The organism is Actinomadura terrae (assembly GCF_022751215.1).
GTDB lineage: Bacteria > Actinomycetota > Actinomycetes > Streptosporangiales > Streptosporangiaceae > Spirillospora > Spirillospora terrae.
Genome location: NZ_JAICDG010000003.1, coordinates 396,046 through 419,410 on the forward strand (window position 1 = coordinate 396,046; position 23,365 = coordinate 419,410).

Annotated in this window: 24 protein-coding genes and 2 pseudogenes; 9 read left to right on the forward strand and 17 right to left on the reverse strand. The window is 69.3% G+C overall.

The features are described 5' to 3' along the window. Positions 1 to 116: 116 nt before the first annotated feature. Positions 117 to 1,049, reverse strand: coding sequence for an aminoglycoside phosphotransferase family protein (locus K2F47_RS21680; protein WP_242906569.1), 933 nt, complete (start codon positions 1,047 to 1,049; stop codon positions 117 to 119). Positions 1,050 to 1,213: 164 nt separating this feature from the next. On the opposite strand from K2F47_RS21680, the gene K2F47_RS21685 reads away from it, so the two are divergent. Both K2F47_RS21685 and K2F47_RS21690 read left to right on the forward strand, forming a co-directional pair. Further along, positions 1,214 to 2,032: an alpha/beta fold hydrolase gene (locus K2F47_RS21685; protein ID WP_242906571.1), complete on the forward strand. Its 819-nt coding sequence runs from the start codon at positions 1,214 to 1,216 to the stop codon at positions 2,030 to 2,032. Next, positions 2,032 to 3,312 (forward strand): PP2C family protein-serine/threonine phosphatase, encoded by a 1,281-nt coding sequence (locus K2F47_RS21690; protein WP_242906573.1) that lies wholly within the window; start codon positions 2,032 to 2,034, stop codon positions 3,310 to 3,312. The genes K2F47_RS21685 and K2F47_RS21690 overlap by 1 nt, the downstream gene beginning before the upstream one ends. Positions 3,313 to 3,820: 508 nt before the next feature. Here K2F47_RS21690 and K2F47_RS21695 read toward each other — a convergent pair. From K2F47_RS21695 to K2F47_RS21710, 4 genes and pseudogenes are all read right to left on the reverse strand, one after another. Next, positions 3,821 to 3,991, reverse strand: a complete 171-nt coding sequence (locus tag K2F47_RS21695; protein WP_242906575.1) for a hydrophobic protein — start codon at positions 3,989 to 3,991, stop codon at positions 3,821 to 3,823. Between the two features lie 143 nt (positions 3,992 to 4,134). Further along, a pseudogene (locus K2F47_RS21700) lies at positions 4,135 to 5,011 on the reverse strand (IS5 family transposase). A 909-nt stretch (positions 5,012 to 5,920) separates the two neighbouring features. Next, on the reverse strand, positions 5,921 to 6,295 hold the full coding sequence (locus K2F47_RS21705) for a hypothetical protein (RefSeq protein WP_242906577.1): 375 nt from the start codon (positions 6,293 to 6,295) through the stop codon (positions 5,921 to 5,923). Between the two features lie 1,051 nt (positions 6,296 to 7,346). Continuing rightward, a pseudogene (locus tag K2F47_RS21710) lies at positions 7,347 to 7,661 on the reverse strand (winged helix-turn-helix transcriptional regulator); the annotation flags it as partial. Between the two features lie 146 nt (positions 7,662 to 7,807). On the opposite strand from K2F47_RS21710, the gene K2F47_RS21715 reads away from it, so the two are divergent. Continuing rightward, positions 7,808 to 8,545: an MBL fold metallo-hydrolase gene (locus K2F47_RS21715; protein WP_242906597.1), complete on the forward strand. Its 738-nt coding sequence runs from the start codon at positions 7,808 to 7,810 to the stop codon at positions 8,543 to 8,545. Positions 8,546 to 8,576: 31 nt separating this feature from the next. On the opposite strand, the gene K2F47_RS21720 is transcribed toward K2F47_RS21715, so the two are convergent. From K2F47_RS21720 to K2F47_RS21735, 4 genes are all read right to left on the reverse strand, one after another. Continuing rightward, positions 8,577 to 9,173 carry a hypothetical protein gene (locus tag K2F47_RS21720; RefSeq protein WP_242906599.1) on the reverse strand — a complete coding sequence of 199 codons (597 nt, stop codon included), beginning with the start codon at positions 9,171 to 9,173 and terminating at the stop codon, positions 8,577 to 8,579. Positions 9,174 to 9,201: 28 nt separating this feature from the next. Further along, entirely contained in the window at positions 9,202 to 9,564 is a 363-nt protein-coding gene (locus tag K2F47_RS21725) for a peptidase inhibitor family I36 protein (protein ID WP_242906601.1), read from the reverse strand. Positions 9,565 to 9,765: 201 nt separating this feature from the next. Beyond that, entirely contained in the window at positions 9,766 to 9,948 is a 183-nt protein-coding gene (locus K2F47_RS21730; protein WP_242906603.1) for a DUF397 domain-containing protein, read from the reverse strand. Next, on the reverse strand, positions 9,929 to 10,717 hold the full coding sequence (locus K2F47_RS21735) for a helix-turn-helix domain-containing protein (RefSeq protein WP_242906605.1): 789 nt from the start codon (positions 10,715 to 10,717) through the stop codon (positions 9,929 to 9,931). Before K2F47_RS21735 ends, K2F47_RS21730 begins: the two co-directional genes overlap by 20 nt. Positions 10,718 to 10,909: 192 nt before the next feature. Between K2F47_RS21735 and K2F47_RS21740 the strand changes: the two genes are divergently transcribed. The 3 genes from K2F47_RS21740 to K2F47_RS21750 all read left to right on the forward strand — a co-directional run bounded on the left by K2F47_RS21740 (position 10,910) and on the right by K2F47_RS21750 (position 14,668). Continuing rightward, entirely contained in the window at positions 10,910 to 11,263 is a 354-nt protein-coding gene (locus tag K2F47_RS21740) for an ATP-binding protein (RefSeq protein WP_242906607.1), read from the forward strand. After that, positions 11,245 to 11,661, forward strand: coding sequence for a hypothetical protein (locus K2F47_RS21745; protein WP_242906609.1), 417 nt, complete (start codon positions 11,245 to 11,247; stop codon positions 11,659 to 11,661). Before K2F47_RS21740 ends, K2F47_RS21745 begins: the two co-directional genes overlap by 19 nt. Positions 11,662 to 11,902: 241 nt before the next feature. Then, positions 11,903 to 14,668 (forward strand): aconitate hydratase, encoded by a 2,766-nt coding sequence (locus tag K2F47_RS21750; RefSeq protein ID WP_308198438.1) that lies wholly within the window; start codon positions 11,903 to 11,905, stop codon positions 14,666 to 14,668. 57 nt (positions 14,669 to 14,725) lie between these two features. On the opposite strand, the gene K2F47_RS21755 is transcribed toward K2F47_RS21750, so the two are convergent. After that, a complete protein-coding gene (locus tag K2F47_RS21755) occupies positions 14,726 to 15,445 on the reverse strand; it encodes an SDR family oxidoreductase (RefSeq protein WP_242906613.1) in 720 nt (239 codons plus the stop codon). An 83-nt stretch (positions 15,446 to 15,528) separates the two neighbouring features. Here K2F47_RS21755 and K2F47_RS21760 point away from each other — a divergent pair, with 83 nt between their 5' ends. Beyond that, positions 15,529 to 16,119, forward strand: a complete 591-nt coding sequence (locus K2F47_RS21760) for a TetR/AcrR family transcriptional regulator (protein WP_242906615.1) — start codon at positions 15,529 to 15,531, stop codon at positions 16,117 to 16,119. Here K2F47_RS21760 and K2F47_RS21765 read toward each other — a convergent pair. Next, positions 16,116 to 16,739 (reverse strand): LysE family translocator, encoded by a 624-nt coding sequence (locus K2F47_RS21765; protein ID WP_242906617.1) that lies wholly within the window; start codon positions 16,737 to 16,739, stop codon positions 16,116 to 16,118. The two genes, K2F47_RS21760 and K2F47_RS21765, sit on opposite strands and share 4 nt — an antisense overlap. Before the next feature lie 24 nt (positions 16,740 to 16,763). On the opposite strand from K2F47_RS21765, the gene K2F47_RS21770 reads away from it, so the two are divergent. Next, positions 16,764 to 17,519, forward strand: a complete 756-nt coding sequence (locus tag K2F47_RS21770) for a sulfite exporter TauE/SafE family protein (RefSeq protein ID WP_242906619.1) — start codon at positions 16,764 to 16,766, stop codon at positions 17,517 to 17,519. A gap of 6 nt (positions 17,520 to 17,525) precedes the next feature. Here the strand turns inward: K2F47_RS21770 and K2F47_RS21775 are convergent, their stop codons facing one another. After that, positions 17,526 to 18,137 (reverse strand): Uma2 family endonuclease, encoded by a 612-nt coding sequence (locus K2F47_RS21775; RefSeq protein WP_242906621.1) that lies wholly within the window; start codon positions 18,135 to 18,137, stop codon positions 17,526 to 17,528. A 113-nt stretch (positions 18,138 to 18,250) separates the two neighbouring features. On the opposite strand from K2F47_RS21775, the gene mug reads away from it, so the two are divergent. Beyond that, a complete protein-coding gene (mug, locus tag K2F47_RS21780) occupies positions 18,251 to 18,820 on the forward strand; it encodes a G/U mismatch-specific DNA glycosylase (RefSeq protein WP_242906622.1) in 570 nt (189 codons plus the stop codon). A gap of 3 nt (positions 18,821 to 18,823) precedes the next feature. On the opposite strand, the gene K2F47_RS21785 is transcribed toward mug, so the two are convergent. The 5 genes from K2F47_RS21785 to idi all read right to left on the reverse strand — a co-directional run bounded on the left by K2F47_RS21785 (position 18,824) and on the right by idi (position 23,295). Further along, entirely contained in the window at positions 18,824 to 19,282 is a 459-nt protein-coding gene (locus tag K2F47_RS21785) for an ASCH domain-containing protein (RefSeq protein WP_242906624.1), read from the reverse strand. Positions 19,283 to 19,462: 180 nt separating this feature from the next. Then, positions 19,463 to 20,314: a carbohydrate ABC transporter permease gene (locus tag K2F47_RS21790; protein ID WP_242906626.1), complete on the reverse strand. Its 852-nt coding sequence runs from the start codon at positions 20,312 to 20,314 to the stop codon at positions 19,463 to 19,465. Beyond that, positions 20,311 to 21,225, reverse strand: coding sequence for a carbohydrate ABC transporter permease (locus tag K2F47_RS21795; protein WP_242906628.1), 915 nt, complete (start codon positions 21,223 to 21,225; stop codon positions 20,311 to 20,313). Before K2F47_RS21795 ends, K2F47_RS21790 begins: the two co-directional genes overlap by 4 nt. 8 nt (positions 21,226 to 21,233) lie before the next feature. Beyond that, positions 21,234 to 22,547, reverse strand: a complete 1,314-nt coding sequence (locus K2F47_RS21800) for an ABC transporter substrate-binding protein (protein WP_242906630.1) — start codon at positions 22,545 to 22,547, stop codon at positions 21,234 to 21,236. A gap of 154 nt (positions 22,548 to 22,701) precedes the next feature. Then, positions 22,702 to 23,295 carry an isopentenyl-diphosphate Delta-isomerase gene (gene idi / locus K2F47_RS21805; protein WP_242906632.1) on the reverse strand — a complete coding sequence of 198 codons (594 nt, stop codon included), beginning with the start codon at positions 23,293 to 23,295 and terminating at the stop codon, positions 22,702 to 22,704. Between the last annotated feature and the right edge of the window lie 70 nt (positions 23,296 to 23,365).

Genomic DNA, 23,365 nt, shown 5'->3' on the forward strand with positions numbered 1-23,365 from the left:
ATGGAGTTATTGAACCGCCGTGCGTTTCCGCGGGTTTCCGAGGCCGAAAGGGCGCGACAGAAAAGTCGCCTTTCGTGGCAATTAGCTGGCTATCGGACGTGCCTCGGGGCGGCCCGTCATGGCAGCCGGTTCACCAGACTGAGGGCGACGTCCAGCGCGCGGCTGCCCAGCGTCCCGTCGCCCTGCGCCCTCCACACCTCCGACAGGACGGCCATCACGAAGGCCCACGCGACGACCCGCTCCACCGGCATGGCGAGCCCGTCGGCGACCTGCTCGATCCGCGCGGGCACCAGGTCGACCAGCCTCTCGTCCCGGTCGTCGGGGTCGGGGTTGTAGAACAGCGCGCCCGCCTCGAAACCGGGGTCGCCCACGACGCCGTGCGGGTCGATCGCCAGCCACGGCTCGCGCTCCGCGCTCAGGATGTTGTCGTGGTGCAGGTCCCCGTGCAGGACGAGCCGCTCGGGCGCGCTCGCGCACAGCTCGTCGAACAGCCGTCCGGCCCGCTCGACCAGGTGGCGGGGGAGCGGATCGTCGCCCGGGAAACGGCGCAGGTGGCCGGAGAACGACGCGCTCTCCTTCTCCAGGTCCGGGAGGACGCATCCGGGGGGCGGCGCGTGCCGGAGCCGCCGCGCCACGTCGACGAACACGGCGGTGGCCTCCTCGTCCTTCCCGGGGACGAGCTCGCTCAGCGTCACCCCCGGCTCGGCACGTTCCAACAGCAGCGCGCCCCTGGCGGGATCGTGTTCCAGCAGCCTGACCGCGCCCTCGCCGCCGTAGGTCTCCAGGGCCGCCGCCTCGACGGCCAGATGGCCCGGTCCGGGCGGGCCGAGCTTCAGGACCGCCTTCGTCCCGTCCTCCCGCCGGACGGGCGCGACCCAGTGGTAGCTCAACTCGTACCCGGCGGTCTCGACCTCCAGCCGCCACTCGCGGGCGATCTCCGAGACCAGCGCGGGCAGCCGCCCCAGCCAGCGGCGTCCGTCGTCCCCCCAGACCTCGACGGCGTTCTCGATCAGGACGGAGGGGAGCGGACTGGGAAGAATCGGCGACATCCCCCAACCCTGGCAGAGCGGGCGGTAGATCGCCGACGGGATGTGACAACCCCCTGGTCCCCTGAGCTCCCGGCGGCCGATCACCGCCGGACGCGTAGGGCGACGCCCGGATCGGGGACCGTCTCCTGGTCCGGGTGTCGGTGGTGGGGGGCGGGGGTGCGAGTATGGGTGATATGGGGCTGGAGGTGGTGCGCCGCAACAACATCACGGTCACCGGGCATGAGGATGGTCCGGTGGTGATGCTCGCGCACGGGTTCGGGTGCGATCAGAACCTATGGCGGCTGGTGGTCCCCGAACTGGCCGAGCGGTTCCGGGTGGTGCTGTTCGATCACGTGGGCGCGGGGCGTTCGGATCTGTCGGCGTGGGATCGCGACCGGTACGAGGGCCTGGACGGATACGCCGGGGACGTGCTGGAGATCTGCCAGGAGTTGGAACTGACCGAGGTGACGTTCGTAGGGCACTCGGTGGCATCCATGATCGGTGTGCTGGCCGCGCTCCGCGAACCGGAGCGGTTCGCCGGGCTGGTGCTGCTGGTGCCCTCCCCGTGCTACATCGATGACGGCGACTACCGGGGCGGGTTCAGCCGGGACGACATCGCCGAGCTGCTGGACTCGCTGGACAGCAACTATCTGGGGTGGTCGGCGGCGATGGCTCCGGTGATCATGGGGAATCCCGAGCGTCCGGAGTTGGGCGAGGAACTGACCAACAGCTTCTGCCGGACCGACCCGGTCATCGCCCGATCCTTCGCCCGGGCGACGTTCCTGTCCGATCACCGGGCGGATCTGCCGGGCGTCACCGTGCCGACCCTGGTGGTGGACTGCGTCCAGGATGCCATCGCGCCGCCTGAGGTCGGCCGGTACGTCACCGCGCAGATCCCCGGCAGCGCCCAGGTCACTCTGCCGGCTACCGGCCACTGTCCCCAGTTGAGCGCGCCGGCGGCCACCGCCCACGCCATCGCGGACTTTGCCGGCAGACCGCGGTGATGGACCGGCCCCGGCGCGGCGGCGAACCCGCCGACTCAGAGCACGCGAGGATCTCCTCGCTGCTGGAGGACAGCGCCGAGGACCTTTACGAGAACGCGCCCTGCGGCTACCTGTCGACCCTGCCGGACGGCCGGATCGCCAAGATCAACCGCACCCTGCTGGACTGGCTGGGCTACCGGCGCGAGGACCTGGTCGGGCGCCGGAGCTTCGCCGACCTGCTCACCGTCGGCGGCCGCCTCTACCATGAGACCCATTTCGCGCCGCTGCTGCGCATGCAGGGCGAGATCGGCGGCATCGCGCTGGAGTTGAGGGCCGCCGACGGTACCCGGCTCCCGGTCATGGTCACCTCCACGGTCAAGACCGGCCACGACGGTGAACCGCAGTTGATCCGCACGACCGTCTTCGACGCCCGGGACCGCCGCGCCTACGAGCAGGAGCTGCTGCGGGCCCGGCGCGAAGCCGAGCAGGCACGCGCCGAGACGGACCTGGAGCGTCGGCGGCTTCACCAACTGGTCGCCACCCTGCAACGGACGCTGCTGCCGCCCGCACTGCCGGTCGTCCCCGGCCTGGACGTGGCCGCGCACTACCACATCGCCTCGATCGACCAGGTCGGCGGCGACTTCTACGACCTGTTCCCACTGCCCGGGGGCCGGTGGGGGTTCTTCCTGGGTGATGTGTGCGGCAAAGGGGCCGGAGCCGCCACGGCGACCTCCCTCATCCGCTACACCCTTCGCGCCGCCGCGCAGTATGACACCGACCCTCGCGACGTTCTGAGCACCCTCAACGCCGCCGTCCACGCCCAGTACCACGGGGATGGTCCGCGCTTCTGCACCGTCATCTACGGGGTCCTGGAACGTCGCGGTGACGGCTTCACCGCGACGCTCGCCAGCGGCGGGCATCCCGCCGCACTGCTGATCGGTGGCGACGGTAGCGCCCGATACCAGTACAGCCCGGACGGAATGCTGGTCGGGATCATGGACGATGCGCCGTTCACCGCGACCACGATCGCCCTGCGGCCCGGCGACACCCTGGTCCTGTACACCGACGGCCTGACCGAAGCCCAGATCATCGCCGGCGGTGATTCCGGCGATGCCTCCGAGGGCCGCTATGGAGACCAGGCCCTGCTGGACTTCGCCGCGAGCCTCGCGCCCACCACCGCGGCCGAGTTCGTCGCGGCCGCGATCGAACTGCTCGCCGGCTTCGGGGACGGTCTGGATGACGACACCGCCATCCTCGCCCTCTCGGTCCCGAGCGGTCAGGCGGCCGGGGCGGTCCGGTGAACCCCCTCAGCGTCACCGGGACCGGGCCCGTCCTGTCACCTGGACGTCGGTTCAGCCGACCGTCCGCCGCGTGAGGCCAGATCAGCAGCTCATCCTCGATCTGGGCGGGGTGACCCTCTGCGGCTCCAGCGGGATCCCTTCATCGCCGCGCGCGACCTCACCCACGCCGCGCTGGGCCTCACCACCGTTCCGGACCGTATCCGGCGCGTCCTCTGCGCCGTGGGGCTGGACCGGGTCCCAACTCTGCACCCGACTTTCTCCGCCGCCTCCGCCCGGCCGACGGACTGGCTGAGTATTTTTGTGAGTTCCCGGGCATTTGAGGGGACGTGCCAGGAGGTCCTTGAATGCCTGGCTCTGCACCGTTGAGAAGCCAGAGTACGCCGCGTCGCTGATGTCCTTCGTCTCAGATGGGCGAGTAATCCTCAAGGAACAGAGGCAGAGGAACGCCGTTGGCGGCGTGCCTCTCGCATCGGGGTTCGGGTCCATTTGTGGAGGGTGTATCAGGTGGTCACCATCGGTACCAGCGGCCGCGTCGCCCACCGGTGCCGGAGGGGCGAACGACAAAGCCGATCAGCCAGATCAAGAGAACCGCGATCGCGAGCCACCAGAGGATTTTCAGCGCGAAACCGGCGCCGAACAGGATGAGAATGAGCAGCAGAACCAGTAGCAGCGGAACCATGCGTCTTACCTCCCGGCGCCGATATGCCCCGCCGTCGCCAATGTATTCCGGGAACTCGCCGCCCGCCGCCGCGACGACCGGGGCCGCCGAGCCGCGCCTCCCCGGTAATGCTCCCCAGTAACCCCTAGGGCGTGTCCGGTGGATCATGTGTTGATCCAGAGCAGTGCTGTGACCAGGACGATCGCTGCGCGGTAGTTGCGGGCGAGTGTGTCGTAGCGGGTGGCGATGCCGCGCCATTGCTTGAGGCGTCCGATGCAGCGTTCGACCACGTTGCGGCGGTTGGAGAGGGCTGGGTCGAAGACCGGTGGGCGTCCGCCGTGTGAGCCGCGGCGCAGGCGTCCGGCCTGCTGGTCGACGCGTTCGGGGATGGTCGCGGCGATCCCTCGTGCGCGCAGTGACCGGCGGATCGCGGCCGAGCTGTAGGCCTTGTCGGCGATCACCCGGTCGGGCCGGCGGCGGGGGCGACCCCGACCAGGCCGCGGCACGGCGATCGCCGCCAGGACCTGGGTGAAGGCGGTGCAGTCGTTGACGTTCCCGGGTGTGAGCACGATCGACAGCGGCAGGCCGCGTCCGTCCACGCTCGGGTGGACCTTGGTGGACAGCCCTCCCCGGGAGCGCCCCAGTGCCTGCCCGGCTGCCGCTGCCCTGTTCGTCCCGCCCGGTTCCCCTTTTTGCGGCCCCCGGCGGCGTGCTGGTGGGCGCGCAGGATGGTGGAATCGACACTGACCGTCCAGTCGATACCGCCGACCGCATCGTCATGCACCTGCACGTGGCTCAAGACCGCATCGAAGGTGCCATCGGCTGCCCACCGCCGATACCGCTCATAGTCGGTCTTCCAGTTGCCGTACCGCTCGGGCAGGTCCCGCCACGGCGCACCGGTCGCCAACTTCCACAAGATCCCGTTCAGCACCGTCCGGTGATCCAACCACCGGCCACCCCGAGCAGCCTGGACGGGCAACAACGGCTCGATCCGCGCCAAGCGGCATCGGTGAGCTCATGACGACGCACCATGCCCACCATCACAACCCAGGACACAAATCAGCCTCAGCCAAACACCCAGATCCACCGGACAGGACCTAGGGGCCGACGTCTGGCCCCCAAGGGGTGATGATCCGAGGCGGTGGTACGCGCCCCGCGCCAGGGCGCCAAACTGATCTCGAAGCAGGGACAGGACGAGGTCGTCTCACCGAAGTCGGCCCCTTCTGGTCAGCCCCACTTTCACGGCGCTGTAACCGCCGCCTGGGTTCCTTTGCTGAGTGGCGACCGCCGCGGCCGGGTCGCAACTCCAACTGGTCGTGAAGGACACCTTTCCCGTGCTGTCCCACTTGTCCACGACATAGGGCAGGCCACCATCGAGCGTGCAGATCGGCCCGGCCCGGACTGGTGTGATAAGGGCTCCGTATCGCTTTGGCGCCTGGACGGCGACTCCATTGCGGGTGCCCTCCTCGCAACCGGGGGCTCGCAATAGATGGCGGCATGCGACGTTGCCCGTGGTGGATTGTCGCGGTGGTCGGCGGGGACCGTGCGAGCAGCGGGGGTGTGGAGGCGTGCACGAGCCAGAGGCCGGTGCCAGTTGGGCTGTTCGCTTGGTTCGTAGGGCGGTGTGGAGGTAGGCGACCTTCTTCAGCGACACGCCAGGCTCGACAGCACGACCGGCGGCTCGCTGAAAAATCCGCTCCGGGCGACCTTCTCTTACCTTCACGCACCTGCGCTCTACTCTGGGCTCATCACCCCTGCGAGGGTTCGCAACATCCTGCTGTTCGACGACCCCTACGCCATCTGGGCACGTGCTCATCGCCCCTGAGAGGGTTTGCAACCGGAGTGCCTGGACAAGGATCGTCTCCGCAGCGTGTCCTCATCGTCTTGAGAGGGGGCAGAACGGGTGGCTTTGCCATCGGAGGGCACCGCACGTCAGCGGGCCTAATCGCACTACTTGGGTTCGTCGCGCCCCAGGTGCCATAGCCATCCGGCGGTGCCTAGTATTGCGGCCGCCAAGAGGAGCGGGGCGTCCACGGCGAGTTGCGCGATGCTGCCTACCACGACGAATGCCGCCAGGCCGCTGCCCACGGCCCGTGTCCACTGCTTCCGCGTGCGGGCCGCTTCTATCTGGTGCCCGGTCGGGGTCAGCTCGACCGGATGATCAGGGTCGGGTGGCGTGGACGACGCCTGTTCCACCAGGTCATCGACCACCTCTTTGGTCAAGTCGGCCTCGGTGACGTTCGCGGTGGTAACCCAGGCGCGATATCTCTCCCACGCCACCATGCCGCCTCGGCGCAGGCGGTGGGCTGCACTCCTGCCGTCCACGTCAGGGCTCCGTTCTCGTCTGCCGAACGCGAGTGGCGCTTCCTCCTACATCTTGGGATGGGGGTCGGGACGTGTGCCGTACTGCATCCGGCACAACACTGTCTCCGCGACGTCCCTTGGGCTGACCCCCGACTGCGCCAACGGGAACGCGCGACCAACCCCGACGCCGACTGGCTGTCCTAGGCGGACCGTACTGGGCAACCGCTGGCCTCAGTGCTCTTCATGAGCAGCTGCGAGCCCTGGGCTTCTCGGTCACACAGACCCCGCACCGCCGCGTTCCGCTAGCTTCAACCCTCAACCTGAGGTCCCGTCGCCACGCAGGAGGTGTGCAGGAGCCATGGCCTGGGGTCAGCTGGACTGCTTGCCGGGTTCTTGGGGGGCGTGGAGGTAGGCGACGTTCTTCAGCGACACGCCGGGCTCAACAGCACGACCGGTGGCTCGCTGAAAAATCCGCTCCAAGCGGTCCCCTCTTCCCTTCGCGCACATGCAGCTTTACCGTGGGGCGTCCTCATCACCCCTGCGAGGGTTCGCAACCGCTCTACCGGCCCAATAACCATCTCCTCGTCGTGTCCTCGTCACCCCTGCGAGGGTTCGCAACCCACCGGCTACTACCCGCGCGGCGCACGGCTGCCCACGTCCTCAGCACCCCTGCGAGGGTTCGCAACGCGAGCAGCGCGCGAGGCATGCGGCCTACCTCGTGTCCTCATTGCCCCTGCGAGGGTTCGTAACACGGCGCCGTGATCGGTGGGGCTGTAGTAGTGGTCGGGACCTCATCGCCCCTGGAAGGGTGCGCCACCAACCGAGACGCATGGCCGTGTCATTTGGCGCGAATTTCCTCAGCGTCCTACTGGGATTGTTGCTGTGACGTGGAGGGGGCATTCATGCGGGGTGGCTGGGGGGCGGCATCGGGTGGGGTGAGGCTCTGGTCAGGTGCGACGGGGTGCGGGGATCACTGGGGTTTGTCGGGGGGCGGTGCCTGGGGGATGGGGTTGTTGGTTCTGGTGCCCCAGGTCCACATGGTTTGCATTACCGGTTCGAGGGCTTGACCGTGGGGGGTGAGGGTGTAGCGGACGCGTGGGGGCCAGCCGGGGGTGCGGTGGCGTTCGATCACGCCTGCGTTGGTCAGCTGGGTCAGGCGGTCGGAGAGGACCTTGTCCGAGAGGGTGGGGAGGGCGGCGGACAGTTCTGAGTATGTTGCTTCGCCGCGGCGCAGGAACTCGCGGAGGACGAGGGGGGTCCAGCGGCCGGCCAGGGCGGCGAGGGTGATGTCTATGGGGCAGTGGGGGGCGCGGTCGGGCGGGACTAGGGCGCTGTCGGGGCAGTCCGCTAGCGGGCCGCGTTCGTGTCCAACCGTTTGGTGAGTCACGGGAGCTCTTTCTAGGGTTTTCGGTGAACAGTCCGCCCGCTTCTTATCCGGAGGCCCTCGTGCGTATTCATCATCTGAACTGTGCTTCTCTTCGTAAGATACCCCCGGTCGGTGGGGGTGGTGAGCTGGCCGCCGTGTGTCACTGCTTGCTCATCGAGACGGATTCGGATGGGCTGGTTCTGGTCGATACGGGCCTTGGTATGGCTGACCTGCGCGATCCTGAGGAGAGGTTGGGTGCGGAGTGGGTGGCCTTCGCCGAGCCTGGGCGGGACGTGGCGGTGAGCGCGTTCCAGCAGGTCATCGGCCTCGGCTACGCGCCGCAGGACGTTCGGCACATCGTGCTCACCCATCTGCACCGCGACCATACCGGGGGGCTGCCGGATTTTCCGGGCGCGAAGGTGCATGTGGGGGATGTTGAGTACAGGGCCGTGACTGATTCGGCGGCCCCGCACCATCGGGAGAGTCTTGAGCGGTTCATGGCGGCGCATCGGGCGCATGGTCCGTTGTTGACGCCTGTTTCTGCTGACGAGCGTGAGAGTTGGTTTGGTATTCAAGGGGTCGCGCGGCCGCAGGGGATGGAATGCGAGTTGGTGCTGGTGCCGTTGCCGGGGCATTCGGCGGGGCATTCGGGTGTCGCCGTGCGTGACGGTGTTGGGCGGTGGTTGCTGCATGCAGGCGACGCTTATATGTACCACGGTGAGATCGAGGAGACTCCGCCCTTGTCTCATCCCATTCTTGACCTGGTTCAGGACGGGGCGCAGACCGACGTCGAGGCGCGGGTGAACACCCGGGATCGGCTGCGCGCCCTTCGCCGTGACCATGGGGATCAGGTCACCGTTTTCAGTGCGCACGACCCCTGGGAATTCGCCCGCATCAGTGATTGACCGCCGCACCGTCGGACGGCTTGTGCGCAGGTCAGTCGGTGGGGAGCGGGATTATCTGGGTGGGGCAGCCCATTGTGGTTTTGATTACTGAGCCGATCTCGGTTTGTGTCTGGGCAGCCTCGAAGAGGTCGTTGGAGTTCGGGTGGATGGTGCCAAGGAGCTTGTTCGCCTTGCCCACGCTGGCGCTCGGCTTTGCGCCTTCGGCTTTGCTGCCCGCGTCGAGTTCGGCGGTCAGGCGTGGGCCGGTGGTGTTCAGGCTCCGGCGTAGCTGGTCGGTCAGGCGGTCGGCCTCGGAGACACCGGTGGGGCCGATCTGCGCGGCGGTCTTCGTCGCGATGTCGAGTGCGTCGCGGGACGTCCCGAAGAGCTTGCGCAGTTTCGCTTCGTCGGCCGCGTCCGGGTCGATGGGCGGGTCGATGATGTAGACGTTGCCGAGTGAGCGCACGGCCAAGCAGAACTTGATGGCCCAGACGTTCAGGTCGGTGGCGGCCGGTTTCGCTTTCCCCGGCGCGGATTCCGAGGGAGAGGTCGGACTCTTCGGTGACGCCGTTCCGTCCGAATCCGAGCATCCGCAAGTCAATGTGATGAGCGCCAGGCAGCAGGCGCCGATCAGGGTTCGCCGCGCCATGCCGTCCGCCTCATTGATGGGTTACGGCTCACCACGCCGATGACACGCTGAAGCCTGCGGAGGGCAGGGTCGACAGGCTTCTTTCGCGTCCCACCGTGCCGAGGTCCTTGCCCGAGCATTCCTCGCCCGAGTACACGGTCATGACGACATCGATGGCGCTTCTGTGGGTGTTGGCGACCGAGCGGAGCGGAATCGGCGACTCCTGGCATCCGCCGCCCGCGCGGAAGGTCACCATCTGTCCCTGGAAACCGGGTTGCGACCAGCCGCACAACGAGGCGATGGGGCAATCACCGATCCCGCCGGACGTCGTCGCGGAAGCGGGCGACGTCGGCAGCACGGCCACCGACGCCGCCGCCGACACGGCCAGCGAGATACGGCCCAGCACCCGCACCGTGGAGGTGCTCCCTCTGCGGATTCTCATGCCGAACACAGTTACGGCGAGCCCCGCGACCGTCCATAAGTTGGACGAAGGTTGCCGAAACCGGACACCGCGCCCCACCTTTAACGCTTCAGATCAGAGATGGGATGCCGAAAAAATGCCCCGCCTGATGATCAGCTTCGGCCCGTCCGGATCTCGGTAGGGGCCACCCGGTCATGTGCTCTGCTTGAGTTCGGACACCAGCGCCGCAAATGCGTCCTGGCTGAGGACGAGCTTGGGGCCCCCGGGGTCCTTGCTGTCGCGGAAGGCGACTGTCTGGGGAAAGCGACCGACCTCCACGCAGTCACTGCCGCCCTGAGTTCCGCTGTGGGTGCTCTTACGCCACTTCGTCGCCACTGAACTCCTCCATCGCCTTCGTGATCAGGTCCCTGGATCGGTGCTCGGGGAGGGCCTTCGCACTGATCCGCCCGAACAGGATCGCGTACTCCGCGACCTCTGTGGGAGACGATATGAGCCGCCCGCCGCCGAGCGACTCGGTGTAAGCGACCTCCCCGAAGTCGTCACCGGTGACGAGCTTGACGCCACCATCCAGGCCGGGGTATGCGCCGGTGTCGAAGGTCTGCGGGATCACATGGACGACGACGTTCGGACGTTCCGCCACTTCGAGGACGTGTGCGAGCTGTTCACGCATGATGCGCGGGCTTCCGACCGGCCAGCGCAACGTCGCCTCGCTCAGTAGCACCATGACGAACGCCCGATCGAGGACGCCCTGTCGTGCCATTCGCTCGACGACGAACGGCTCAGGGTCGGGCATTCCTCCGCCGGTCAGGAGTGCGCGGGCGTAGTCCTCGATCTGGAGCAGGCCCGAGATCAGGAGCGGGTCGAAGATCCGGATGATGCGCGCTCGCTGCTCGAAGGTCGAGAGCCGCGCGAGCCACTGCGGATCGTGACCAATGCTGGCGTAGCGGACCAGAAGGGAGAAGACCCCACCGGTCTCCCATGCCTTGTCGAGGAGGGCCGCGCGCTTTCCGTCCAGGCGCTCGACGCCGTTCTCGATGCGCGAAACCGTGGCCTTGCTCGCGTTGATGAGTCGGCCTACGGCCTCGCCGGACAGCCCTCGCTGGGTGCGGCAGAAACGCAAGTAGTAGGCGATGAACGCCCACATGCCGTCCTTGGGATCGGGGGATGGGTTCGTGGCCATGGGCGGGGGCCCTCGCTTCTCGTGTTGTTCCGAGTGCGCTGCGTACACATGTCAAGGTAGCCGCCCTCCGTGACTCTGTGTGTTGTTTCACTCACATTCCCTCTCACTCGAGGTCGTGTCATGGGCGCAACGCTCGCTCCGGAGATTCCGACGCTTGTGCTTGATCCGAATGACCGGGCGCCCCGGATGGCGCGGCGGTTTGTGGGGGCGCGGTTCGCGGAGTGGGGGATAGCAGACGACCACGTGGGACGGCTGGTGGTGTCCGAACTGGTGACCAACAGCCTGTTGCACGGGTCCGGGCCGATCGTCGTGCGGGTGTACCGGGACGAGCGGAAGAGGCAGCCGGTGATCGAGGTCTGGGACGGCGGAGAAGGGCGTCCGGTCGTCCGGCCCGAGGAGCGGGGGGCGGAGGCGGGGCGCGGATTGGCGCTGATGGCGGAGATGGTGCGGGCGTGGGGCGTCCGGCCGCTGAACGAGGGAGGCAAGATCGTATGGGCCGCGCTGTACTGACGCGGGCACGGTGGAGGCGCTGGAAGAAGCGCGTGCGGCGGGTCGTCCGGGCGCGCTGGTTGGCCTGGCGGACCGAGGGGCAGCGCGAGACCGCTATCCGGTACCTGGACATGCTCGCGGACGCGTTGGAGGCGCGCGGGTGGCGGTGCGCGCGGACGTACCGGCCGGAGGTGATCGTGGTCCGGACGCCGTTGCTGCGGGTGTACGACGACGAGGGCGTTCCGACGATGCTGTCCGTCCTGGCCGTGCCGGGCGGACGGTGGGGCGTGTGCGAGGCGCCCCGGGGGCGGAGTGGGTTCCTGTGCCACTGCGGCGGGGACGGCGGGGAGATGGCGCGGATGGTGGAGTGGTTCCTGAGGGACCGGATGGTGCGGCGGCAGGCCGAGGCCCGGCGGTGAGGGGGGGCAGGTAGCTTGATGTCGAGATAAAATGAAGGTAGCTTGACATCAAGAGAAATCCTGTCGAAGTTAGGGGGCCCTGATTCTCGGCCGGGCGCCTGACTAGGGCAGGATCAGGAGAGAGATGAGCATTCGTCCCGTCGCCGAGTGAGCGCGCGCGGACGGTCATGAGAATCGAGTTGAGCAGCGCCGCGCAGCCATGTTTCGGACCGAGCGCGCGGCGAAGACGGAGGAGGAGTCCGTGTCCGCGAACAGCTTCGGCAGCCTGAACAAGCTCCAGGTGGGCGGCAAGGCGTACGACATCTACCGGCTGGACGCGGTCGAGGGTTCGGCCCGTCTCCCGTACAGCCTGAAGGTCCTCTTGGAGAACCTGCTGCGCACCGAGGACGGCGCGAACGTCACCGCCGACCACATCCGCGCGCTCGCCGGGTGGGACTCGCAGGCCCAGCCGAGCAAGGAGATCCAGTTCACGCCCGCCCGTGTGATCATGCAGGACTTCACCGGCGTGCCGTGCGTGGTGGACCTCGCGACGATGCGCGAGGCCGTCCGGGACCTCGGCGGCGACGCGACGCGGATCAACCCGCTGGCGCCCGCCGAGATGGTCATCGACCACTCGGTCATCGTCGACTACTTCGGCTCGCCGGACGCGTTCGAGCGCAACGTCCAGGTCGAGTACGAGCGCAACAAGGAGCGCTACCAGTTCCTGCGCTGGGGGCAGACGGCGTTCGACGAGTTCAAGGTCGTCCCGCCGGGGACGGGCATCGTGCACCAGGTGAACATCGAGCACCTGGCGCGCGTGGTGTTCGACCGCGACGGCGTCGCCTACCCCGACACCTGCGTCGGCACCGACTCGCACACGACGATGGAGAACGGCATCGGCGTGCTCGGCTGGGGCGTCGGCGGCATCGAGGCCGAGGCCGCGATGCTCGGCCAGCCGATCTCGATGCTGATCCCGCGCGTCGTCGGCTTCAAGCTGACCGGCGAGCTTCCGGCGGGCACGACGGCGACCGACCTCGTCCTGACGATTACCGAGATGCTGCGCAAGCACGGCGTCGTCGGCAAGTTCGTGGAGTTCTACGGCGAGGGCGTGCAGGCGCTGCCGCTGGCCAACCGCGCCACGATCGGCAACATGAGCCCCGAGTTCGGCTCCACCTGCGCGATCTTCCCGATCGACGACGAGACGCTGAAGTACCTGCGCCTCACCGGACGCTCCGACGAGCAGATCGCGCTGGTCGAGGCGTACGCCAAGGAGCAGGGCATGTGGCTCGACCCCTCGGTCGAGCCGGAGTTCTCCGAGTACCTGGAGCTGGACCTTTCGACCGTCGTCCCGTCGCTGGCGGGCCCGAAGCGCCCGCAGGACCGGATCTCGCTGTCGGCCGCCAAGGGCACCTGGCGCCGGGACGTGCAGAACTACGTCACGAGCGTGCGGGGCCCGGCGGACGAGGCGTCCGACGAGAGCTTCCCCGCGTCCGACTCCCCGGCGATCAGCCACAGCGGCAACGGCGACAAGCCGCGCGAGGTGGACCCGGACGGGTCGAGCCGTCCGCACAAGCGCGTCCCGGTCACGCTGGAGGACGGGACGCGGTTCGAGTTGGACCACGGGCACGTCGCGGTCGCGGCGATCACGTCCTGCACCAACACCTCGAACCCGTACGTGATGATCGGCGCGGCGCTGCTGGCCAAGAACGCCGTCGAGAAGGGCCTGACCCGCAAGCCGTGGGTGAAGACCTCGCTCGCGCCGGGGTCGCAGGTCGTCACCGACTACTATGAGCGCGCCGGGCTCACCCCCTACCTCGACAAGATCGGCTTCAACCTGGTCGGGTACGGGTGCACCACCTGCATCGGCAACACCGGGCCGCTCCAGCCGGAGATCTCCAAGGCCGTCAACGACAACGACCTGGCGGTCACCGCCGTCCTGTCGGGCAACCGCAACTTCGAGGGCCGCATCAGCCCCGACGTGAAGATGAACTACCTCGCCTCGCCGCCGCTGGTCATCGCCTACGCGCTGGCCGGGACGATGGACATCGACATCCTCAACGACCCGATCGCCGACGGCACCGACGGCCCGGTCTACCTGCGCGACATCTGGCCCGAGCCGGAGGAGGTCGCCTCGATCGTCGAGTCGTCCATCGGCCAGGAGATGTTCGTCAAGGACTACGCGGACGTGTTCAAGGGCGACGAGCGCTGGCGCGGCCTCGACATCCCGACCGGCGACCTCTTCGAGTGGGACCCCTCGTCCACGTACGTCCGCAAGGCTCCCTACTTCGACGGGATGGGCGCCGAGCCGGAGCCGGTCACCGACATCCACGGCGCCCGCGTCCTCGCGCGGCTCGGCGACTCGGTCACCACCGACCACATCTCCCCGGCCGGGTCGATCAAGGTCGGCACGCCCGCCGCGCAGTACCTCCAGGAGCACGGCGTGGAGGTCAGGGACTTCAACTCCTACGGCTCGCGGCGCGGCAACCACGAGGTGATGATCCGCGGGACGTTCGCCAACATCCGGCTCCGCAACCAGCTGCTGGACGACGTCGAGGGCGGCTTCACCCGCGACTTCACGCAGGAGGGCGCGCCGCAGTCCTACATCTACGACGCCGCGCAGAACTACGCCGCGCAGGGCACGCCGCTCGTCGTGATCGCGGGCAAGGAGTACGGGTCGGGCTCGTCGCGCGACTGGGCCGCCAAGGGCACCGCGCTCCTCGGCGTCCGCGCCGTCATCGCCGAGTCCTACGAGCGCATCCACCGCTCGAACCTCATCGGCATGGGCGTGCTGCCGCTCCAGTTCAAGGGCGGCGAGTCCGCGGAGTCGCACGGCCTCACCGGCACCGAGACCTTCGACATCACCGGCGTGACCGCGCTGAACGAGGGCGGCATCCCGGACGAGGTGACGGTGAAGGCCGACGGCAAGGAGTTCTCCGCCGTCGTCCGCATCGACACCCCGGGTGAGGCGGACTACTACCGCAACGGGGGCATCATGCAGTACGTGCTGCGGAACCTGCTGCGCAAGTAGGCGCAAAAGCTGACGGGCCGCCCTTCCGCATGAGGGCGGCCCGTTCTCGTTGCCGCGTCAGCGGCCGGCGGGCAGGGTCAGGCCGCCGTTGCACTCGATGACCTGGCCGGTGATGAAGCCGTTGGTCGCGGCGAGGACCACCGCTTCGGCGACCTCTTCCGGACGGCCCACGCGTCCGACCGGCAGCGCCGCCGCGTGCTCGGCGAACACGGCCCTGCGCTGCGCCTCGGGGAGCGCGTCCCACCAGGGCGTCTCGATGACGCCGGGGGAGACCGCGTTCACCCGGCGGGGCGCGAGCTCGATCGCCAGCGGCCGGACCATCGCCTCCAGCGCGCCGTTGATCGCCGCGAGCCCGGCCGTTCCGGGCAGCGCCGCGCGCGCCGACGAGGCCGTGATGAACGTGACCGAACCGCCCTCGGCGAGGTGCGGCAGCGCCGCCTGCACCAGCCGCAGGTGCAGCCAGAACTTGGCCTCGAAACCGTTGCGCAGGTCGCCGAGGTCAAGCGTGGCGAAGGCGCCCGCGCCCGCCGCGCCGCTCAACGCCAAGACCAGGTGGTCATAGGACGCGTCGGCGGCGAAGAAGTCCGCGACCTCCTGGGCGGACGCGGCGTCCATGCGCCGCGCTGTCACGTTCCCGCCCGAGTTCGCGGCGGTCTTGGCGAGGCGCTCCTCGCTCCGTCCGGTGATCACCACGTCGGCGCCGCGTCCGGCGAACAGGGCCGCCGTCGCCGCGCCGATGCCCGAGCTTCCGCCGCACACCAGAACCCGCTCTGCCATGTCCGCTCCTTTATCGAGACTAATCGTCTCGACAAGTATTCATCGAGACTCACGGTCTCGTCAAACCTTGTAGGGTGGCGGCCATGACCGGGGACGCCCGCCGTCCGCACACCGGACGGCGCCGCAACGAGGCCGCGCGCCGCGCGATCCTCGACGTGGCCGTCGACCTGCTCGGACGTCCCGGCGACACGCCCGTGACGATCGACACCATCGCCGCCGCCGCCGGGGTGGGCAAGCAGACGATCTACCGCTGGTGGCCGTCCAAGGGGGCGGTGCTGCTGGAGGCGATGGCCGAGCACGCCGGGACCGCGATACCGGTGCCCGACACCGGCACGCTGCGCGGCGACCTGGAGGCGTTCCTCACCGCGACCTTCCGCGCGGCCGGGGAGCGGCTCACCGCCACCGTCCTGCGGCACTCGATGGCCGAGGCGCAGCGCGACCAGCACGCCCACGAGCGGATGCGCGCGCTCATCGAGACGCGGCGCCGCGTCCTGCGGGGCATCCTCGAACGGGCCCGCGAACGCGGCGAGATCTCAGGCGGCACCGACCTCGACCTCGTGGTCGACCAGGCGTACGGCGTCCTGTGGTACCGCATCCTCATCGGGCACGCCCCGCTGGACGACGCGCAGGCCGTCGAGCTCGCGCGCGCCCTCGCCGCGCAGGCCGCCGGTTAGCGTTCGGTGGCGAGGCGCAGGCCGAAGCCGATGAACGCGATCCCGGTCACCTGCTGGAGCCGCCGCTTCACCGCCGGACGCGACAGCACCCGCCGCGCGGCACCGGCCGCGCCCACCACGACCGACAGCCACAGCAGCGACTCGGTGACGTGGATCGCCGCGAACAGCGCGCTCGTCCCGAACACCGGCGCGCCCTGCGGGTAGAACTGCGGCAGCAGGCTCATGTAGAACACGCCGACCTTCGGGTTCAGCGCGTTCGTGACGAACCCGGTGCGCCACGCGGCGAGCCCGCCGAGCGCCGCGTCGGGGGTCTCCTCCGGGCCCGCCGACCCGCCGCGGCGCGTCCGCCAGAGCGCCTGCGCGCCGAGCCACAGCAGGTAGCAGGCGCCCGCGACGCGCAGCACGTCGAACGCGATCCGGGACGCGGCGAGCAGCGCGGTCAGCCCCGCCGCGCTCGCCATCGCCCACGCCAGGCACCCGGACGCGACCCCGGCCGCCGTGAGCAGGCCCGTCCGGCGCCCGCTGGTGACGGTGGTGCGCACGACGAGCATGGTGTCCAGACCGGGAGTAATCGTGATCAGTGCGGCGACCAGCGCGAAGGCGAGACAGGCGGCAAGCATGCCGACATCTTGCCAAAAATCCACGTGAGTCGGTCCGAAATGGCCGGTAACGTCCAGGCGGTGCCGCACTTCGACTTCGTCCTCGTCGCCGGGCTCGCCGCGCTGCTCGGCGCCATCGTCCAGGGCAGCGTCGGCCTCGGCGTCGGGCTGGTCGCGACGCCGGTCGTGACGATGCTGTTCCCGTCCGCCATGCCCGGCTCGATCCTGGTCGTCGGCGCGATCCTGCCGCTCGCGACCCTGTCCCGCGAGATACGGCACGCCGACCTGCGCGGACTCGGCTGGGCATGCGGCGGACGCCTCGCCGGGACGCCGTTCGGCGTGCTGATCGTCGCCGCCGTCCCCGCCCGCGTCCTCGGCGTCGCGGTCGGCGGCCTCGTCCTCGCCGCGGTCGGCGTCACCACCTGGTCGGCCAAGGTCCCGCGCAATCCCGCCACGCTCACCGCCGCGGGGGTGGTCGGCGGCGCCACCGGCACCGCGACCGCGATCAGCGGCCCCCCGATCGCGCTGCTCTACCAGCGCGAGAGCGGCCCCCGCGTCCGCGCGACGCTCGCGGCCTTCTTCGCCCTCGGCGCGCTGCTGTCGCTGGTCATGCTCGCCGCCGCCGGACGCCTCCCGGCCTCGCAGATCACCGCCGGGCTCGCGCTCACCCCGTTCGTCCTCGTGGGCTTCGTGGCCGCGGGCCCGCTCCGCCGCCACCTCAAGGGCCCCCGCATGCGCGCCGCGCTGCTGACCGTCATCGCCGCGTCCGCCCTGACCCTGATAACCCGAAGCCTCCTGTGACCCGGGTCAGAACTCGGTGAGCGCCTGCGGGTCGAACCGGACGGTGAAGGGCTTGTCGGCCTCGGCCTCGGCCTCGACCTCCAGAACCTCCCCGGCGGTGACCACACGCTCAAGCCGGTAGGCCGAGAGATCGTCCAGGAGGAATACCTGGACTTTGGGAACGGGGGTGTAGTCCACGATCCAGTACTGGGGAATGCCGAGGGCAGCGTACTCCTCCACCTTGCGCACCCTGTCGGTCCGCTCACTGCCGGTGCCGGGCAGCACCACCTCGACGACCAGGAGTAGTTCGCGGCCGGGGATGAGGATCCAGCTCGGGTCCGCGAAAGAGTCGCGGATGACGCGGGTCGGAACGACGAAGACATCGGGTCTGCGGACGCCCGCGGGCGTGCCGATCTGCCAGCTTCCGCCCCCCGCGGTGTAGACGGCTGCCCCCGCCTCCTTCGTGGCGGCCTCCACGAACTCGTGGACCCTCCGGCACGCGACGTTGTGTGCTGTGCCGTAGGACACCTCGGTCGGCCACCCGTCCTCAAGTTCCAGGCCTCTGCCTTCGTCCTCTCGGGCGTGCAGGTCTCCTGCTGTATAGGGACCGGAGCCGTCATGGCCTTGGGTGACGTTCACTGCGTGCTCCCATCTCCAGCGTCAGCACGCAGTGTAGTTGGATGCTTACGCGTCGGTGGGCGGTTTGTCGTATCGGAGGCTCGGGGGTGTGCCCGGGCTCGTAGGGTGGGGCGGTGCGTCCTACAAAAGCCGAGCTTGAGGCTGCTCGGGATCTGGTCATTCCGGACGTCCTGCCGCCGGTGGGCGAGGTGTTCCGGGTGCTGTTCTGCGGGATCAACCCTGGGCTGTACTCGGGGGCGACCGGGCATCACTTCGCGCGGCCGGGGAACCGGTTCTGGCCCGCGCTGTACCGGTCGGGGTTCACCGACCGGCTGCTGAGCCCGTCCGAGCAGGGATTGCTGCCCGGGTTCGGGCTCGGCATCACGAACCTCGCGCACCGGACGACCGCCCGCGCGGACGAGTTGACCGAGGAGGAACTGCGCGAGGGCGGGCGGCGGCTCGCCGAACTCGTCGAGCGGCACCGGCCGAGGTTCCTGGCGGTCGCCGGGGTGACCGCGTACCGGACGGCGTTCGCCCGGCCGCACACCAAGATCGGGCCGCAGGACGAGGCGTTCGGGCCCGCGCGGCTGTGGGTGCTGCCCAACCCGAGCGGGCTCAACGCGCACTGGACGCTGGAGCGGATGGCCGGGGAGTTCGCGCGGCTGCGCGAGGCGGCGGAGGCGGCGGGCGCGGCGGAGGCGTGAGCGTCAGCGGGCCTGGTTCGCGGTGGCCGTCGCCTTCGCGGCGGTCGCGGCGGCGAACATCGCGTTGACCTCGGTGACCAGGCCGGGTTTCGGCTCCCAGACCCCGGGACGTCCGAGCGCGACGATCGGACGCGGCAGCGCGCGGACGTTCGCCAGGTGGTAGTGGTGCGCGCCGCGGTCGGCCCAGGGGCCGCAGTCGCAGGGGCCGCCGGGCGCGCCCGCCGAGCAGACGTGCGCGAGGTCGGCGACGGCGATGACGGCGCCGATCGTGGCCAGCGGGTCGCGGGGGTCCCAGCCGGCGGCCTGGATGAGCGGCGAGTCGCACGCCTTCAGGTCGACGCGCATCGAGGCGTGCACCAGCAGCGGGCCGCGGTAGGCGGTCGGCAGGCCCTGGTTCGAGACGGTCTTGCCGCCTCGCGCGATCGCGAACGCCCAGGGTTGCTGAACACTGATCGCCTGCACGCGGTCACCTCCAGTGCTCGACCGGCCCCGGTGGCGCGGGACGATGCCGTGAGAGTAGGCGCATCCCGGCGAATATGCCAACGGAGCGGGCGAGTGTGTATCGACATTGATCAGATATGGGACGCGCGAAATTCTCATGGGGTTGACGCGCTCACCGTGGGTGCCGGGATACATGTGACGTCAGCCCTTCAGTGCGCCGGCCATGAGTCCGCGCATGAAGAAGCGTCCCAGGAGGAGGTAGACGAGAAGTGTCGGGAGTGAGGCGAGAAGGGCCGCGGCCATCTGCTGGTTGTACTGGACGGCGACGGCCCCCGAACCCGCGGTGTTGTTCAGCATGACGGTGACCGGCCAGCTGTCGGGCGCGCCGAGGAACACCGCGAACAGGAAGTCGTTCCACATCGAGGTGAACTGCCAGATGATCGTCACCGCGAACGCGGGCGCGGAGACGGGCAGCACGATCGACCAGTAGGTGCGGAGCATCCCGGCGCCGTCCACCCGGGCGGCCTCGATGAGCTGGTCGGGGATCGTGACGTAGTAGTTGCGGAAGATCAGCGTGCAGATCGGGATGCCGTAGACGACGTGGGCGAGCACCAGCCCGCGGATCGTGCCGACCAGCTCCAGGTCGGTCAGCAGGCCCGCGAGCGGGATCATGATGGCCTGGTAGGGGATGAACATGCCGAACAGGAACAGCGCGAACACCGCGTCGGCGCCGGGGAAGCGCCACTTCGACAGGACGTAGCCGTTCAGCGAGCCGAGCACCGCCGAGATCAGCGAGCCGGAGACCGCGATCTTGACGCTGTTCTCCAGGCCGGGGCGCAGCGTGTCCCACGCCGCGCGCCAGCCCGACGTGCTCCAGTGGCCGGGCAGGTTCCACGCGCTGCCCGGGTCGGCCTCGTCCAGCGGCTTGAAGCTCGTGACGACCAGGACGTACACCGGCATCAGGAACAGCACGACGAACAGCAGCAGGATCGCGGGGCGGACGATCCGCAGCGTCCTCCCGGCGGTGGCGGGGGCCCGCACCGGGGCCGTCATCGGGTCCGCTCCGAGCGCACCGACCAGACCAGGTAGGGGATCACCAGCAGCGCGACGGCGAGCAGCAGGTAGGTGGCGATCGTGGCGCCGTTGGCCGGGTCGTGCCGGTCGAACACCTCCACGTACGTCGCGATCGCCGGGACGTAGGTGATGATCTGCTTGCCCGCGATCGCCATGATCAGGTCGAACACCTTCAGGGAGATGTGCCCGAGGATGATGAGCGCCGACAGCGTCACCGGGCGGAGCTGCGGGAACACCACGTGGCGGTAGACCTTCCACTCGGACGCGCCGTCCACCCGGGCGGCCTCGCGCAGCTCCTCGGGGACGCCGCGGAACCCGGCCAGATACAGCGCCATGACATATCCGGACATCTGCCAGATTGCTGGGAGCGCCATCGCGGCCATGCCCCAGTCCGGGTCCTGCCACCAGCGGTTCGCGAGCGACCCGAGGTGCAGCTCGCCGAACAGCTGGTTCAGCCCGACGGCGCGCTCGGGCGGCGCCGGGTTCATCAGCCACCGCCACACCACGCCGCTGGCGATGAACGAGATCGCCATGGGGAACAGGTAGACGACCCGGAACGACGCCTCGCCGCGGATGCCCTTGTCCATCAGGAACGCCAGGAACGCGCCGAGCAGCAGGGCGCCGACGACGAACACGGCCGTGAACAGCAGCGCGTGCCTGACCGCGCCGGGCCAGCTCGGCTGGTCCCACAGGTCCACGAAGTTCTTGCCCTTGTCGAACCGGTAGGGCGAGATCTCGTCGTGCTTGCCGCTCACCGCCTCCCGCGTGTTCCAGAAGATCAGCCCGTACACGAACAGGCCGACCGCCAGGATGGACGGCGAGACCAGCAGCAGGCCGGGCAGCCAGTTCCGGACCCGGCGCGGCACCCGGCGCGTCTTCCGGGGCGTCATCCGGGGCGTCACTGGCCGCTGTTCTTCGCCGCGCTCACCAGCCCGGCCTGGAGTTTCGCGACGTCCTTGTTCTGCAAGAACAGGCCCACCGCCGTGTCGATGTCGGTGTGCTGCTTCTTACCGGCGTTCACGCCGTGCCAGAACGACCCCGCGAGCTTGATGCCGGGCTTGTTCCATTCGTTGAACGCGTATTCGAGGTAGCCCTTGTAGAGGGTCCTGTCGGCGTCCTTGCGCGCGGGGATCGAGCCCTTCTTCGGGTTGAAGAGGTCCTGCCCCTCCTTGCTGGACGCCTCCTTCAGCCACGCGATCGCGCCGCCGCGGTGCGGGGCGTTCCGGGGAAGGGTGAAGGAGTCCGACAACCACATGTACGTACCGTCGGTTCCCGGGGACGGGGCGTATTTGAAATCGGTGTCGAGTTTCTTGCCGAGGCCGTTCGGGGCGCCGCCCGTGAAGTAGCCGTAGGCCCAGTCGCCCATGATGTTGAACGCGGCGCGGCCGTCCACGACCGCCTTCGCGGCGCCCTGCCAGTCGGTCGAGGCGGCCTCCAGCGTCGTGTACTTCATGATCTCGCCGAAGTCGCCGAGGGCCTTGCCGACGGCCGGGGTGCCCCAGTCGGCGCCCGGCTTCCACAGCGCGTTGTAGGCATCGGTGCCGAGGTCGCCGAGCAGGACGTTCTCCAGCAGGTGGTCGGCCGTCCACTGCGCGCCGAGCGACAGCGGCACCTTCCTCGTCTTCTCTTTGACGGCCTTCAGGTCGGCGATGAACTCGGCGATCGACTTCGGCGGGGCGGAGATCCCGGCGTCCTTCAGGACGCCCGGGTTGTACCAGAGCACGTTCGAGCGGTGGATGTTCACCGGCACCGAGTAGATCTTGCCCTGGTAGGTGATCTGCTGGAGGAGCTGCTCGGGGTAGGCGGACCTCAGCCGGTTCTCGTCGTAGAAGGAGTCGAGCGGCTCGATCTGCCCCGCCTTGATGTAGTCGAGCAGCTCGGCGCCCGCGTGGCCCTGGAAGGAGTCCGGCGGCTTGCGGTTCTGGAGGCGGCTGGCCAGCACCGCCTGCGCCTGCGTGCCCGAGCCTCCGGCGATGGCCGCGTTGGTGAACTTCGTGCCGGGGTTGCGCTTCTCGAAGTCGGCCTTCATCGCGGCGAGCCCGTCGGCCTCGCCCGCTCCGGTCCACCACGAGAAGACCTCGACCTCGGAGGTGTCGTTGGAGCCCTTGGACCCGCCGCCGCAGCCCGACACGGCGAGCGCGCCGGTCACCGCCACGGCGGCGACGCCCGCGAGGCGGCTCCCGAGAGAGCGGTGGAAAGCCTGTCGTCGCATCGTCGCCCCGTCCTTTCGTTGCCCGGGAGAACAAACACAGCGTCCGGGCGGACGGGGCGATGGTCAACACCGCGTGTCGAAAAGTGATCTCCCGGTTATCGGCGGCCCCCGATCGCCGGATCGGCGCAGGCGACCACCGGATCGGAGCGGCCGGTCACCAGATCAGCGCGGGGGGCAACCGGGTGGGGCCCGCGTCCGGCCAGTCGAGCGGGGCGCCCAGCGGGGCCAGCTCGGCGAGCTGGAGCCGGTACCAGGGCGAGGACTCGGGACGTCCGGCCAGGTCGAGGCACTGGCGCCAGGTCCACCACGCGGCCTCCTCGACCTCGTCGGGGTTGACCGTGACCGGCGTCCCGGCCGGCACCGTCGCGCGCACGACCGGGCAGCGCTCGTGCTCGACCGTCCCGTCCTCGGCGACGGCGCGGTACTGGAACGCGGGCAGGACGGGGGACAGGGCCATGACCGCGAGCGACTCGTCCGGTATGCCCAGTTCGTCCTGCAATCGCCGGACCACCGCGCCGCGCAGCCCCTCGCCGGGCCCGGGGTGGCCGCAGCAGCTTCCCGTCCAGACGCCGGGGAAGGTCCGCTTCGACAGCGCGCGCTGGGTGATCAGCACGCGACCGTCCGTATCCACGACATAACAGGAAAAGGCCAGGTGATACGGGGTATCCCGGTGGTGGCTCTCCGCTTTCGGAGCGGTACCGACGGCTTCGTCGGCCGCGTTGAGCAGCACGATCTCTTCGACGCCCATGCTCATTTCCTACCCCATGGGGCCCACGCCGGTCACCCGTTTCCCACCCCCGTGGCGGGAGGGGTCCGGC